The sequence below is a fragment of the Methyloglobulus sp. genome (assembly GCF_964779595.1).
Window position 1 is genome coordinate 35,490 of sequence record NZ_CBAROL010000013.1, and the last position, 13,291, is coordinate 48,780.

Consider the following 13,291-nt stretch of genomic DNA (forward strand, 5'->3'; position numbering starts at 1 on the left):
ATGTCATTAGCTATGATTTTCAGCCTTAAGCAATTCCAGTGATAATTCCCGGCTAAATTCTCCTAGAATTCTACTAAGTGCGCGGACTGTTGCTGGATAAGACGAATCAGACAGTGAATGCTTGATAAGCGAATGACCATTTTTTAAGATGTCATGACTGGATTCGTTTTTTATTGTCCAATTGGCTTCCAGATTGGCTGATTCGCCAGGGGTAGTATCAAAGCGGATTATGTCTATGATGACTTGTAAATCTACCGTGCCATGTATGCTCCAAGGATAAGTATGGATGATGTTGTTGGGCTGCAAAGTGGACAAATTACGGGTTAAGGCTTGCAGCAGGTTATCTTGTAAGGGTGATGCCCATTGCTGAAATTCCGCGATTTGTACGGTGTTGTTTGAGGATCGAGTAATAATTTGGTTATGTTCCAATAGAATAGGAACAGTTACTGGACCAATCCCAATGGTACGTTGCCTGCTGGTTTCTACGGTTGATGGAGCTGACTGGCTCAGTGGTTCAAGGACATAGAACTGCACAGTAGGCGCGCGAACGCATCCTGATAATAAAACACCTAATACAATTGTGAACACTGATTTAATCATCTTTATCCTCGTCTTTGCCGCGAATTAAGGATTCAGGGTGTTGTTCCAGATAATCGGTCAGTTGCTTCATGGAACGAGCCGCTTGGGTGAATTCCTGGAGCATTTTGTGGAATTCATAATAGCCTGTCGAGCCAGGCTCCAGATTACCCAGCACCCCCTGAGCTGATTTAATCGTGCCACTAGCATTGCCCAGTGTTTCTTTAGCTGTCACTAAAGTACCATTTGCTGAGATAAGCATTCCGGTTGCTGCTTTTGAGGTATCTTGCAGTGATACCAAGGTTTTGTTCATTTCCACAGTCAATTTATCCAACGGTAATTTAGCGATCTTATCCATAATCGTTTGGGCAGAATGGGTAAATTCCTCAAAAGAACTTGCCGTAGTCGGGAATTCGGGATAATCACTGTGATGATCGTTGCTGGCGAGTATTTTACTTTCAGGATGAAAGTCCAGGTCGATCAGCAATTGACCGGTGACTAAACTACCGGTCTGCAACTGGGCGCGTAATCCTTTGTTGATGAGTTGCGCCATTACGTCTTTGTCGCTGACTTTGTTATCGTCATTAATGGATTCGATGCGGTCTGGCTCGAGTTCTACGATGACCGGCACATGGATTTCTGCGGTTTTCTTGTCTAGCTCCAAGCTAATATCAATGACTCTACCAATCGGGATGCCGCGCAATTGCACAGGCGCACCTACGGTTAGGCCACGCACTGAACCATTAAAGTGCATCACATATTTTAATGTGTTGGTATACGTCATTTGGGTGGATTCGTCGTAAGTATCGTAGAGCTGAAACAGGCTATGTTCAGGTTCGACTTCGGTAAGCTTATCCTTGCCTGATGCACGGAAAGCAATGCCACCACTAAGCAACGAGACTAACGGTCCAGTCCTGATTTTGAAACCATCTGCACTGGCGGATAAGTCCACCCCGCTATCTATCCAAAATCGGGTGTTTTTTCTGACGAACTGATCGTAAGGCGCATTAATGAAGATGCTCAAGCGGATGGCATTGGCTTCATCGGAGAGTTTATGGCTCAATACTTCGCCAACTGGAATGCCATGAAAATTAATGGGTGTACCAGGGCGCATAGAACCCAAGTTATTGGTTTCCAATATAAATCGCCTGCCATCGACTTGGCTTTTCATGATCGGCGGAATCGTCAATCCGGTAAAGTGGAATTGCTGTTTACCATTGCCAGGTCTTAGTTCAATATACGCTCCAGATAGCAATGTACCCAGTCCAGACACGCCGCCCAGTCCTACCTGCGGCTTTACCACCCAAAAGCTGGTGCCATCCTTGAGATATTCCGTTGCATTGCTGTTCATCTGGGCGCTGACTTGGATGGTTTTTAAGTCATCGTTGATTGAAATAGCAGTGACTTTGCCAATTTCTACATCCAGATAGCGTATTTTGGTCTTATCGACTTCCAAGCCTTCAGCCGTTGGAAAGTTGACAGTGATAATCTCACCTTTTTCTGCGGCAGATTTGTAGATCAGCCAGGCACTGACCAGTAAAGCAATAATCGGCAAAAACCAAACCAGCGGCAGTCCTGGCTTTTTGCTCAAGGTGATGTCTGTTGCATCGACTTCTTCGCTAGAGTTATTCATAACTGAACTGATGGTCCCAAATAAGCCGTGGATCAAAACTTTTTGCCGCAAACATAGTCAGCACGACGACCGCCGCAAATGCCGTGGCAGCAGGTCCTGCGATAACTTGCGCTACACCACCCAAATCGACCAAGGCAACCAGTATGGAAATCATGAAAATATCCAGCATAGACCAACGCCCGACAAAAGCGATGACACGGTACAGGCGAGTAAATAATCGGGCGTTGACCTGCCATTGGTAATGTACGCACAGCAACAATAAGCTCAATCCCAGCAATTTCATCAAGGGTACGAGGATGCTGGCGACCAGCACCAGCAAAGCAATCGGGAGCATATCACTGTGGATTAATGCCACAATTCCGCCGATGATGGTATGGGTTTCAGCTACACCAAGCTGGGTTACGGACATAATGGGGAAAATATTAGCTGGAATGTACAAGCATAAAGCACTGATAATTAAGGCGATAGTATGTTGCACACTGTGTGGTTTACGTGAGGTAACAGAATGTCCACAAACGGGACACAAGGTTTCTGCGAGTGATTTTATTAAATTGCCGCACTCATGACAACGGATAAATCCTTGTTTTTGTGCGGTATTTAGGGGTTTGATGGTCATGGCTTTTTGCTTAATTGAGCAATGCGCCGCCAAAACAGATAGCTATCCAACTCATTGGACAGCAGGGTATTAACGATAAGCAAAGCAATAAAAGCATACAAACCGAAGCCAAATCTAAGTTCCGCCATACCCGCCAGTTTAACGCAAGCCACGATAATCCCCAACGCATACACTTCCAGCATCGCCCATTCATTAAGATGTTGCAGCCAGCGCATCCAATGGAATAGGTGAAAGTTAGCTTTTTGTATAAACAAATGAAAGCTTATCAAAAACGCCAAACCCAAATTGACCAACGGCAGCAAAACGCTGGAAATCAAAACCAAGACCGCCACCGCCCACATATCTTCTTTAAGCAACGCCAATACGCCCGACCACAACGTACCGTCGTGGCTATTGCCGAAAATCTTGATACCGACCATCGGTAACAAGTTAGCGGGTACTATTAATATGAGTCCGGCGAGTGATAATGCCAATGTCCGCTCTATGCTGTGCTTACGTGGTCGTTGCAATAAATAACCGCAACGCGGACAGTGCGCCTTCTCGCCATGTTCAGGGGCGGCTGGTTTCAACAATAAGTCGCATTCAGGGCAGGCTTCATACCTAGGCGACATAGGCACAAGGCTAAAGGCTAAAGGTGCAAGGCAAAAGCAAAAACAAGGCGATTTTCGCCTTGTGCCTTTAGTCTTTCGCCTGTGTTTTTTCTCACCACTGCGATTCACCGGTTTCTGGATCGTACATTTCATGAACGATTTTATGGCGATTAGCGATTAGCTCATCAATGCTGGGCGAGTTGCTCATGGCACGGCTGATAGCAAGCTTCATCGCTTCGTAATTGGTGCGGTATAGGTCTTTTCTGTCCAAATCAGGGTTGGTGGCACATTCCGGCGCAATCCACAGCATGGCGATAATGCACAAGTCATTGGCTAGCTCTTTTTGGATAACACCAGCAATCACACTATCCAACACCGCATCAGCCACAGCAGATTGTACCGGGCCACCGAACAAGTTGACGTAAGCCGCAGACTTGATCGTGACTTTGGGAACAATTATCGTAGCAGGCCGCACTTGCTGATTACAGGCACGAATAGCAAACATGCGAGTATGCCCTTCTGTTTGTCCCATTAAGGTGGCAAACGCATTTCCTGCGGGACCTTTGACACTGCCGATTAGTATTTCCGGCATGGCATCTGTACCTTGTCCATCACTGGCAAACACCGTGGCTTCACCTGTTCTAAACCAAATTGTATCTGACATAAAATCTCCAATTATTAAACTAAATACTGCATTCTATGCTGGATGAAGTTATCGTGGCAAGAATTCCCATAGCACTACGTTGCCGATATATACGCGATTTTTAAGGCTCACAATAACAAACTTCTCCCCCCAAAGAGCATTTTGATTCTTTGAGCGGTTTATTCGATGCGTGACAGCTCTCTTCTACACAACTGTAGCTGATGCGACAAACTAAGCTTTCATATCAGCCTATCAAAATGCTAACCGCGTTTGTTTTGGCACTAGTGGACATAAGTTAGTAAAAATCACCCAAACTATTGTATAATGCCGATATAGCTTTAGAGCTAGGTTATTCGTGCCGACAATCAATTCTGCTCCTTCCCCCTGTTAATCTGGTAAATGGACTTGAATTTGCCAAGCCTTGGCTAATCGACCGTAGCCCACTTGAATGATTCGACTGTGTATCATAGCTTATCGCGCTACCGCGCATCCTCCCTCTACCAACAGGTAAATTAATGTCCAACGATGTCTTTCCTATACCCTCCTTCCATGATTTAGATTTGATTGAACCGGTGCTTAAAGTACTGGATGATGTCGGCTATGAAACCCCTTCGCCGATACAAGCGCGGGTCATCCCACACATGCTACTCGGCAAAGATGTGTTGGGGCAAGCTCAAACCGGCACAGGAAAAACTGCCGCTTTTGCGTTACCCATATTGTCTCGTATTGATCTCAAAAAGAAAGATCCTCAAGCCCTAGTATTAGCACCAACGCGGGAACTGGCGATCCAGGTGGCAGAAGCGTTTCAACGTTACGCCGCACATCTAAAGGGCTTTCACGTCTTGCCTATTTACGGCGGACAGGATTACAGCACACAGCTACGCTCACTCAAGCGTGGCGCTCATGTCGTCGTCGGCACTCCGGGTCGGGTCATGGATCACATGCGCCGTGGCACATTGCTGCTAAATAATCTTAGCGTTCTGGTGCTTGATGAAGCCGATGAAATGCTAAGGATGGGATTTATTGACGATGTCGAATGGATTTTGGATCAATTGCCAGAAAAGAAGCAAATCGCCCTGTTTTCCGCAACTATGCCATCGGTTATTCGCAAAATAGCCCAGAAATACCTGCACGAACCCGAAGAAGTCACCATTAAAGTGACGACAGCTTCCGCAGAAAATATCCGTCAGCGTTTTTGGTTGGTCAGCGGCGTACATAAGCTGGATGCGCTGACCCGCATCCTGGAAGCCGAAACCTTTGACGGCATGATTATATTCGTCAGGACAAAAACAGCCACGGTAGAACTCGCCGAAAAGCTGGAAGCTCGTGGTTACTCAGCGTCTCCCATCAACGGTGATATGTCGCAAGCACTGAGGGAGCGGGCGATCAACCACCTTAAAAACGGCAAGCTGGATATTTTGATCGCCACCGATGTTGCCGCTCGTGGACTGGATGTAGATCGCATTACCCACGTCGTCAACTACGACATTCCTTACGATACCGAATCCTATATCCATCGTATCGGCAGAACAGGTCGTGCCGGACGCACAGGCGATGCAATTTTGTTTATCGCACCTAGAGAACGCAAGCTGCTGTTCAACATCGAAAAAGCCACCAAACAAAAAGTGGAAGAGATGGGTTTGCCATCGACAGAAGTCATTAACAATAAGCGCATCTCCCGTTTTAAACAAAACATTACTGATACCTTAGCTGCCGAAGAATTGAGCTTTTTCAGCCAACTTATTGAACAATACGAGCAAGAACATAATGTTACCGCACTGGATATTGCTTCTGCCTTAGCCAAGCTGGTGCAAGGTGACACGCCTTTATTAATGCAAAACCTGCCCAAACGACCTAAAGACAGCCGAGACGATAGAGAGAGCAGGGACAGCAGACCGCCCAGATCAGATAGGTCAGAAAGATCAGACAGGCCGGATCGCTTTGAACGTCCACAAACAGAACGCAAACCGCGTCGCGCTGGTGGTGCAAACATTGAAATGGAAACTTACCGCATTGAAGTCGGTCACGCCCACGGCGTAAAACCTGGCAATATCGTCGGAGCTATCGCCAATGAAACTGGCATCGACGGCGACCATATTGCCCGTATCAAAATTGAAGAAGACTACAGCACGGTGGAATTACCCGCTGGTATGCCCAAAGAATTGTTTAACGAATTGAAGAAAGTCAGAGTCGTCGGACAAGCACTTAATATTTCAAAGCTTGGCAGCGGAGCTGATACCGACACGGGTTCTGCCAAATACAAAGCTGACGATACCGCCAAAAAAGTAGATAAGAGCAAGAAAAGAATCAGTACAACGTCCAGACGTGCCAAACCAAAAGCGGTTGATGCTTAATTTTAATGGAGGTTTTGTTGGTTGTTCTTAACGCCAACGCCAACAAAGCGGGAGTTGGATTTGTACGCTCGATCTCGCTAAGTTAAACAAGAAAATACCTGTTTCTGCCGATCCAGTCTGGTGATAAGCCGTATTTGATGGCTTATCACCGCCGATCAACCGCTGAAAATCCTGGAAACGTAGCGTTAGCGGAGTGAAGATTTTTAGTCCCCAGAAGCGATAGTGCTGTGTGTTTTCACGAAGCGCTGTTTGCGGCGTGAAAATGCACAGCTTTACGACATCGCGTCGAGTCATTGCGCACCGATGTTCCATACCCCTTGTTGGGTATGGAACGAGGGTAGCAGGACGGCTGGGGCAGCCGCAGGCATTGGCGGTCGCGTTAAGTTTTTGCCGCTTGTTTGGACAGGACGTCCTCAAAACAAGCTTTCGCAAAAATAGCGACTCCCCGCACTACTATAATCAGTCACAAGGGCGGTCAGCAGGTCGTCCTTGGGGCTTGCATACAAGGTACGCACTATGTATACGTTAACCATCGACCAAATCAATTATGCCTGCCAACCCGAAGAGACTGTTCTCGATGCACTGTTGCGGGAAAATATTAATCTGTCCTTCGCCTGTAAAAAAGGCACCTGCCATAGCTGCATGGTACGCAGCACCGATGTAACACCGCCGCCGGCTGCCCAGTCCGGTTTAAAAAATACCCTGATAAAACAGAATTATTTTCTGGCCTGTCAATGCTACCCAGAGCAGGACATGCAGATAAGGCTTCCCGACCAGTCGGAGTTTTATCGAATGGGTACAGTGGTAGTCAATAAAATGCTGAACAGGAATACTATTCTATTAATCATAGCGTTTGAGGATGCCTTTGAATTTAATGCTGGACAGTTTGTTAATTTGCAGCGCAGCGATGGCCTGACCCGGAGCTATTCAACCGCCAACATCCCGGAACAATCGAATACGCTGGAATTCCATATCCGACGTTTGCCCGGTGGCATATTCAGCGCATGGCTGCATGATGAAATCAACGTAGGTGATTCAATTGCTGTTTCGGAACCGCACGGGCATTGCTTTTATCTGCCAGAACGGCGTGAACAAGGTCTACTGCTGGTTGGGACGGGTACTGGCTTGGCACCATTGGCAGGTATCCTGACCGACGCGTTGGCTAATGGGCATACCGGCCCTATCCATCTTTTCCACGGTAGCCGTGAGGTGGAAGACTTGTACCGGATTGACGAAATGCACCAGCTTGCCGAGCAGCACCCCAATTTCCATTACACCCCATGTCTATCGGGCAGTCACGTACCTAAAGGTTTTGCGGCTGGTCGAGTCAATGAACTTGCTTTATCCGGCATTCCTGACCTAAAAAATTGGCGCGTATTTCTGTGCGGTCATCCTGAAATGGTCAATCAAATGAAAAAACAGGTCTTTCTCAAAGGCGCAGCAATCGCGGACATTTATGCCGATGCTTTCCTGATTTCTACGCATTGAGCAATAACCCCGATGAACCTCGTTCCGGTTGATCCGGTCAATTTAAGCCATAAAGGAAAGCTGTTCTCTGTGATTTCGTGTTTCAGTGTAATACTCATTGTTTCTTGGGTGTCGCAGCAATTCAGCTTATTCAGTGCCTATCCGATGCTCACCGCTTCTATGGGGGCTTCAGCCGTAATTGTATTTGTTACTCCCAACAGTCCGCTTGCACAACCTTGGCCGCTGGTCGGTGGACAATTAGTATCGATACTCATCGGTATTGCTTGCTCACATTTGGTTTCAGATATGGTGTTCGCATCGGCTTTTGCAGTTAGCGGTAGTGTTCTTGCTATGCTGCTACTTCGTTGCCTTCATCCTCCTGGTGCAGCGTCTGCACTTTCACCTATCATGTCAGGTGGCTCAATAACATCATTAGGTTATGTGTTACTGTCAGTAGGCTTGAGTGTGGCAAACATGCTGATTTTAGCGATAGTCATCATCCGCTGGTTGTTGTGCTATGAATATCCTACAAAGTCACGACAATAAGCGTGATTTGCCGAATATGTACCTCTTACTTGCGTCTATTTATCGGTAGCTATTGGAAATCCGACCTGAATAACCGAGAATAGCCGTCAATGTTGGCTAATCTGTACCTTTCAAAATGATCAAAATTATTCTTATTGTCGTTTTTCTGATGATAATTTTCAGCTTAGGGTCAGCACTGTATCTTCTTGCTACACATAAGGATGAAGGATCGTCTCAGAAGACCGCTAAAGCATTAACGGTTCGGATTGGCTTGTCTATGCTGCTATTTCTTTTTGTTTGTATATTGTTGCTGACTGGCGTTATTAAGCCACACGGCATTGGTAGTAGGATACATCCACAGGAATCCATGATTACTGAGCAGACAAAATAGTTACCTATTTATCCAATCTAGTTAAGCCAGGATGTGTGTTGTTCCGGCAAGAAGGTTGGTATATAACCAAACCAGCGTACTTAATGTTTAGCATTAGTTATTGATTATAAAAAAGTATTATCGTGCTTCATTACATCAGCATCCCCAGTGGTATTCTTCGTTAACATTTGGGCATGAATCCGCCGGAATTGACTAATCGCGCGGTCAGCACCAACCATTCTATCGTGATGAGCATCTGAACTGTCAGGTGGTGTTTGCGCCAGAACGACCCGTTTATCCTGATTTATGATGATGCGATTACTGATTGCCATCACCCATTCAAACAATTTTGCCCCCACGGGGATATGAATGCGGTGGTAGACGCGCAGGTAATAGGTGGTTGGCTTTAATTTTGGTATTGTATCTAATCAGTTGTGCTTACTCTACTCTTAACAAATAACGCTGTATGAACAAAAATTGGAAAACATTTTTACTGAGTCAACAGAACTCAGTGAGTGATGAAACTAAAATAGCTTTCGCAGAGGCAGCAAATTCTGGCGAGAATAGCATTTACCCATTAACCCAGTTTGCCATATTGTCGGTGATGGGCAAGGATGCAGCTAAATTATTGCAGGGACAAATTACCTGTAATATTAATGACATCAACGAAGCTAAAAGTAGTTTGGCGGCGATGTGTAATCCAAAGGGCAGGGTGATTGCTACGTTTTTGCTGGTGAAAACAGCGGATGCGTTTCTTTTGATACTGCCAGTAGAATTGTTGGAAACCGTCAAAAAACGGTTGCAGATGTATGTATTGCGTTCTGATGTCAAGATTACGGATGTTACCGATGAGCGTTGTCTGTTGGGCATATCTGAGCCGGAGAAACCTGATCACGCTTTTTTAACAGAGATACAGAAAGACATTATCTCGGTCAATTTTTCTGGATCGACGAGACGTAAACTGTTAATAGCAGATACCGATAATGCAATACATTTTTGGTCAGAACAAGTTGATTCTCAAGGTTTTCGTGTCGGCAGTTCAGATGAATGGCGTTATCTCGATATTGTCTCCGGCATTCCTTGGGTAACGAAGGCAACCTCGGAAGAATTTATTCCGCAAATGCTTAATCTCGACAAATTAGGCGGTATAAGCTTCAACAAGGGGTGTTATACCGGACAGGAAATCGTTGCCCGTACACATTATCTTGGCAAGTCTAAACGTGAGATGTTTCTTGCAGAATGTCAAACTTCCGCATTACCAGAACCTAACTCAAGCATAGTCAATAGAGGCAGCGAAGAACAAGAAGTCGCAGGAAAAGTGCTGCTGGCGCAGTTAGATCAACAGGGCTGCAAAATGCTGGTTATTCTACAGGTCGCCGAACCCACCTACGATAATCTCGGTTTGCAAGATGATACGCAAGCCCAACTCAAGCTATTGCCTTTTAACACATGATTGACCAACAAGCAGTCCAGTCTTTTCGCCGTTTAGCAATCCTAACCATCATTGCAGTCTATTTCTTGATATTGGTTGGCGGAATCGTCCGAGCTTCTGGTGCCGGAATGGGCTGTCCTGACTGGCCGACCTGTTTTGGGCAGTGGATTCCACCGACTGAAGAATCTCAGTTACCGCCTGATTACCATGAGCGTTATGCCATAGGTTATGAGAATACCCGGTTCAATCCCATAAAAACCTGGACGGAATACCTCAATCGCCTAGCAGGGGTCACTATTGGTATTCTGATTTTTTTGACGGCTTGGCGTTCGCGCATTTATCTCAAAGGTGATAAGGCTGTTTTCTATTTATCATTGGCGGTTTTTGGACTGGTCGGTTTTCAGGGTTGGTTGGGTTCAACCGTCGTTGCCAGTAATCTCAAGCCCGTGATTATTACTTTGCACATGCTGCTGGCCTTATTCATCGTTGCTTTGCTTATCTACATTCTTGCACGTTCGCAAAAGGCGTGTTGGGGTTATTTAGATATAAGCGTGTTACCCGATAAATTCACTAAAGTGCTGGTTGTGGCTATGTTGATGACCTTATTGCAGGTGGTCATGGGGACGCAAGTCCGAGAGGCGGTGGATCTGATTGCCAATGACCACGCTTATATTGATCGCCAATACTGGCGTGATGATTTCCCCATCATTTTTTATGTGCATCGTTCGTTTTCGTCGATTATTTTGTTTACGAACGCATGGGTATGTTGGAAAATTTTCCAGCGATTTGACAGGGCTACCTTTATTTATAAGGTAAGTTTACTGCTTATCGGGCTGATCGTTACGGCGATCATTGCAGGAGTTTGCCTTGATAGGCTAGGTGTACCGCCTGTAGCACAGCCCATTCATTTGTTAATTGCAACCTTGATTTTCGGAACGCAGTTTTTTCTGACTATTTACCTGCGTTATTCAAAATTTTCATCCTAGCAGGGTTTAGCACTGGTGATGGAATAAAAAGAGACGCAATACCTTATGTTTACAGGTCAAATAAATCTTCTAAGGTAACTGGACTTGGGGGTATTCGTCTTGCTTGGCTGTTGCCGTGTTTGTGTGTTCTATATTGTCCTGCATTTCCCTGATTTGATTATTATCAGGTTTGTATAAATCCACCCGCTTTACCTGATTTTTGTTTGGCAATACAGAATGCGTTTCTTTTTTCAGCTCGTGTAACAAGAGAATTGGTTCTTTTCCTTTGATGGCGTGTTGTTCAGGGTTTTTCTTACGGGACAAGAAAGTGCCGTTTTTGTATTCCCACGTTAGCAAAAAAATATTTGCTAGAATGACTAACAGGCAAAGTATTTTCATGATGGCTTATGTAACATTAAGGCAAGGCCAAGCAGTACCAAGTCAGGGTCGATAATAGCGAGCCTGGAAATGTGGGCGGCAATCGCTTCTGCATCGCCGCCTGTTAACAGTAACTGCGTAGTGTCAGGTTGGGTTTTTAATACAAATTCGATAAGCCCACAAGCACCTGATAAAGTGCCGTTATGGATGGCGGCATCGGTATTTGTTGCCAGCCCAAACGGGAACGCGGTTTCGCTTAGTTGAAGATTTTCAGTGCCTTTTGCAAGAGATTCTTTCATTAATCGCAGACCTGGACAAATCAAGCCACCTAGATGTTGCCCTGAATTATCGATGACATCTAGGGTTATAGCCGTACCGCAATCGACTATGCAGAGTGCTTTTGGATAGAGTTGGAAGCCCGCAATCATGCTTAACCAACGGTCAATGCCTAGCTTTCCCGGCTCTTGGTAAGCATTACAAACACCGAATGCTGTCGCCTCAGATATTGCTCGGATAATGGTTATTCCAGGCCAGAGCTGGTTTGCTACTGATATGACTAAGTCGTACAGTTGACTCGCACCAACAGAAGAAATAGCTAGTTGATTGGGTGGTTGAATGGCTTGCCATAATATGATGAGTGCTTTACGAGTAATCGCTGTATTGGCAATAGGGTTTCCTGGAATAAAATCGAGGTTATTAACCGTCGCCCATTTGAGCCGAGTATTGCCCATATCGATCAATAAATTCATAAGCTATTGTTACTAAAACTGACTTCACCAGAAGCAAAAGCCTGAATCCTACCGTCAGCAAGTTCAAGCAGCAACAGCCCGTTATTATCAATGCCTTTTACAATGCCTTCATAGCTGTGTTGCCCGATGAACAGCGTTGCGGGTTTGTCTTTGAGGCAATCGTATTGCCGCCATTCGTCCAGATAAGCAGCGATACCAAGGTCTTCAAATTCAGCAATAACGAGAATTAACTGATTTAGTAAGGTTGTTGCCAACGCATTTCTGTTGAGTTGTTGTAGTCCTGTGATTTGAGTCAGGTCAGTCCATTGCTGGGTAATTTCTGCGGCCTCGGTTTCCGGTAAGTAGATGTTTAAACCCAGGCCTATAACTGCCGCGCAAGGGCCATCAGATTCACCTGAGACTTCAACCAAAATACCGCCGAGTTTTTTATCTTGATAATAAATATCATTAGGCCATTTTAAACGGAAAACATCATCATAATGGAGTTTAAGCGTTCGGATAACGGCGACACCAATGGCAAGGCTCAGGCCTGAAATCGCCATTGGACTGGTTTGGAAACGCCAAAGTATCGACATATAAATATTGCTGCCGAACGGTGAAACCCAGTGCCGTCCACGCCGTCCTTTACCTGCGGTTTGTTGCTCGGCAAAGCAGATAGCGCCTGAAGGTGCATTGTCCAGGGCGCGTTCCACTAAATACGTGTTGGTGGAAGGGATTTGGTCAAAAATTTCAAAAGAACTTATTGGTGCGCGAGTCGGTTCGTCAATAGTTGCCAAAATTTTGCTTTCATCCAGCAATTCCAATGGTCTTTCCAGTCGGTAACCTTTGCCGCTCACGGCGGAATGTTGCAAGCCCAGGTCAGCTAAACCACTTAGTTGTTTCCAGATCGCTGAACGGCTGATATGCAAGGCTTCAGCCAATACTGTGCCTGAATGAAATTGCCCGTCCGCAAGTAAGGCAAGAATGGCTTTTTGTTTGTCGGAAATTAGCAAA

The 13,291-nt window shown here is 45.6% G+C and carries 16 protein-coding genes; 6 read left to right on the forward strand and 10 right to left on the reverse strand.

From position 1 onward, the window contains the following. Positions 1–6: 6 nt before the first annotated feature. From AC1YY3_RS06735 to fae, 5 genes are all read right to left on the reverse strand, one after another. A complete protein-coding gene (locus tag AC1YY3_RS06735) occupies positions 7–600 on the reverse strand; it encodes a PqiC family protein (protein ID WP_481824346.1) in 594 nt (197 codons plus the stop codon). Beyond that, positions 593–2,209, reverse strand: a complete 1,617-nt coding sequence (locus AC1YY3_RS06740) for a PqiB family protein (protein WP_481824347.1) — start codon at positions 2,207–2,209, stop codon at positions 593–595. The genes AC1YY3_RS06735 and AC1YY3_RS06740 overlap by 8 nt, the downstream gene beginning before the upstream one ends. Then, a complete protein-coding gene (locus AC1YY3_RS06745) occupies positions 2,202–2,819 on the reverse strand; it encodes a paraquat-inducible protein A (RefSeq protein ID WP_481824355.1) in 618 nt (205 codons plus the stop codon). Before AC1YY3_RS06745 ends, AC1YY3_RS06740 begins: the two co-directional genes overlap by 8 nt. Before the next feature lie 2 nt (positions 2,820–2,821). Next, on the reverse strand, positions 2,822–3,436 hold the full coding sequence (locus AC1YY3_RS06750; protein WP_481824348.1) for a paraquat-inducible protein A: 615 nt from the start codon (positions 3,434–3,436) through the stop codon (positions 2,822–2,824). Positions 3,437–3,527: 91 nt separating this feature from the next. Next, positions 3,528–4,079, reverse strand: a complete 552-nt coding sequence (fae, locus tag AC1YY3_RS06755) for a formaldehyde-activating enzyme (protein WP_481824349.1) — start codon at positions 4,077–4,079, stop codon at positions 3,528–3,530. Between the two features lie 494 nt (positions 4,080–4,573). On the opposite strand from fae, the gene AC1YY3_RS06760 reads away from it, so the two are divergent. Further along, a complete protein-coding gene (locus AC1YY3_RS06760) occupies positions 4,574–6,412 on the forward strand; it encodes a DEAD/DEAH box helicase (RefSeq protein ID WP_481824350.1) in 1,839 nt (612 codons plus the stop codon). A 27-nt stretch (positions 6,413–6,439) separates the two neighbouring features. On the opposite strand, the gene AC1YY3_RS06765 is transcribed toward AC1YY3_RS06760, so the two are convergent. Then, positions 6,440–6,706 carry a hypothetical protein gene (locus AC1YY3_RS06765; protein ID WP_481824351.1) on the reverse strand — a complete coding sequence of 89 codons (267 nt, stop codon included), beginning with the start codon at positions 6,704–6,706 and terminating at the stop codon, positions 6,440–6,442. A gap of 222 nt (positions 6,707–6,928) precedes the next feature. On the opposite strand from AC1YY3_RS06765, the gene AC1YY3_RS06770 reads away from it, so the two are divergent. The 3 genes from AC1YY3_RS06770 to AC1YY3_RS06780 all read left to right on the forward strand — a co-directional run bounded on the left by AC1YY3_RS06770 (position 6,929) and on the right by AC1YY3_RS06780 (position 8,795). Further along, positions 6,929–7,900, forward strand: coding sequence for a 2Fe-2S iron-sulfur cluster-binding protein (locus AC1YY3_RS06770; protein WP_481824094.1), 972 nt, complete (start codon positions 6,929–6,931; stop codon positions 7,898–7,900). Between the two features lie 12 nt (positions 7,901–7,912). Then, positions 7,913–8,425 carry an HPP family protein gene (locus tag AC1YY3_RS06775; RefSeq protein ID WP_481824095.1) on the forward strand — a complete coding sequence of 171 codons (513 nt, stop codon included), beginning with the start codon at positions 7,913–7,915 and terminating at the stop codon, positions 8,423–8,425. 115 nt (positions 8,426–8,540) lie between these two features. Then, complete coding sequence (locus tag AC1YY3_RS06780; RefSeq protein ID WP_481824096.1) at positions 8,541–8,795, forward strand: twin transmembrane helix small protein; 255 nt, start codon at positions 8,541–8,543, stop codon at positions 8,793–8,795. Positions 8,796–8,899: 104 nt separating this feature from the next. On the opposite strand, the gene AC1YY3_RS06785 is transcribed toward AC1YY3_RS06780, so the two are convergent. After that, entirely contained in the window at positions 8,900–9,193 is a 294-nt protein-coding gene (locus AC1YY3_RS06785) for an SRPBCC family protein (protein ID WP_481824127.1), read from the reverse strand. Positions 9,194–9,240: 47 nt separating this feature from the next. On the opposite strand from AC1YY3_RS06785, the gene ygfZ reads away from it, so the two are divergent. After that, positions 9,241–10,227, forward strand: coding sequence for a CAF17-like 4Fe-4S cluster assembly/insertion protein YgfZ (gene ygfZ, locus AC1YY3_RS06790; protein WP_482194379.1), 987 nt, complete (start codon positions 9,241–9,243; stop codon positions 10,225–10,227). Next, on the forward strand, positions 10,224–11,192 hold the full coding sequence (locus AC1YY3_RS06795) for a COX15/CtaA family protein (RefSeq protein WP_481824098.1): 969 nt from the start codon (positions 10,224–10,226) through the stop codon (positions 11,190–11,192). Before ygfZ ends, AC1YY3_RS06795 begins: the two co-directional genes overlap by 4 nt. Positions 11,193–11,261: 69 nt before the next feature. Here AC1YY3_RS06795 and AC1YY3_RS06800 read toward each other — a convergent pair whose 3' ends face one another. From AC1YY3_RS06800 to birA, 3 genes are read right to left on the reverse strand one after another with little or no spacing between them, the layout of a single operon-like run. Further along, on the reverse strand, positions 11,262–11,570 hold the full coding sequence (locus AC1YY3_RS06800; RefSeq protein WP_481824099.1) for a hypothetical protein: 309 nt from the start codon (positions 11,568–11,570) through the stop codon (positions 11,262–11,264). Then, positions 11,567–12,298, reverse strand: a complete 732-nt coding sequence (locus tag AC1YY3_RS06805) for a type III pantothenate kinase (protein WP_481824100.1) — start codon at positions 12,296–12,298, stop codon at positions 11,567–11,569. The genes AC1YY3_RS06800 and AC1YY3_RS06805 overlap by 4 nt, the downstream gene beginning before the upstream one ends. Continuing rightward, positions 12,295–13,290, reverse strand: a complete 996-nt coding sequence (gene birA / locus AC1YY3_RS06810) for a bifunctional biotin--[acetyl-CoA-carboxylase] ligase/biotin operon repressor BirA (RefSeq protein ID WP_481824101.1) — start codon at positions 13,288–13,290, stop codon at positions 12,295–12,297. Before birA ends, AC1YY3_RS06805 begins: the two co-directional genes overlap by 4 nt. Position 13,291 lies beyond the last annotated feature (1 nt).

Bases quoted from the DNA above. Each gene is read 5' to 3' on its own strand.
- AC1YY3_RS06775 (WP_481824095.1), top strand. From the start codon at position 7,913: ATGAACCTCGTTCCGGTTGATCCGGTCAATTTAAGCCATAAAGGAAAG.
- AC1YY3_RS06805 (WP_481824100.1), bottom strand. From the start codon at position 12,298: ATGAATTTATTGATCGATATGGGCAATACTCGGCTCAAATGGGCGACG.
- AC1YY3_RS06735 (WP_481824346.1), bottom strand. From the start codon at position 600: ATGATTAAATCAGTGTTCACAATTGTATTAGGTGTTTTATTATCAGGA.
- AC1YY3_RS06795 (WP_481824098.1), top strand. From the start codon at position 10,224: ATGATTGACCAACAAGCAGTCCAGTCTTTTCGCCGTTTAGCAATCCTA.
- AC1YY3_RS06780 (WP_481824096.1), top strand. From the start codon at position 8,541: ATGATCAAAATTATTCTTATTGTCGTTTTTCTGATGATAATTTTCAGC.
- AC1YY3_RS06800 (WP_481824099.1), bottom strand. From the start codon at position 11,570: ATGAAAATACTTTGCCTGTTAGTCATTCTAGCAAATATTTTTTTGCTA.
- AC1YY3_RS06740 (WP_481824347.1), bottom strand. From the start codon at position 2,209: ATGAATAACTCTAGCGAAGAAGTCGATGCAACAGACATCACCTTGAGC.
- AC1YY3_RS06750 (WP_481824348.1), bottom strand. From the start codon at position 3,436: ATGTCGCCTAGGTATGAAGCCTGCCCTGAATGCGACTTATTGTTGAAA.
- AC1YY3_RS06760 (WP_481824350.1), top strand. From the start codon at position 4,574: ATGTCCAACGATGTCTTTCCTATACCCTCCTTCCATGATTTAGATTTG.
- AC1YY3_RS06765 (WP_481824351.1), bottom strand. From the start codon at position 6,706: ATGACTCGACGCGATGTCGTAAAGCTGTGCATTTTCACGCCGCAAACA.
- ygfZ (WP_482194379.1), top strand. From the start codon at position 9,241: ATGAACAAAAATTGGAAAACATTTTTACTGAGTCAACAGAACTCAGTG.
- AC1YY3_RS06770 (WP_481824094.1), top strand. From the start codon at position 6,929: ATGTATACGTTAACCATCGACCAAATCAATTATGCCTGCCAACCCGAA.
- fae (WP_481824349.1), bottom strand. From the start codon at position 4,079: ATGTCAGATACAATTTGGTTTAGAACAGGTGAAGCCACGGTGTTTGCC.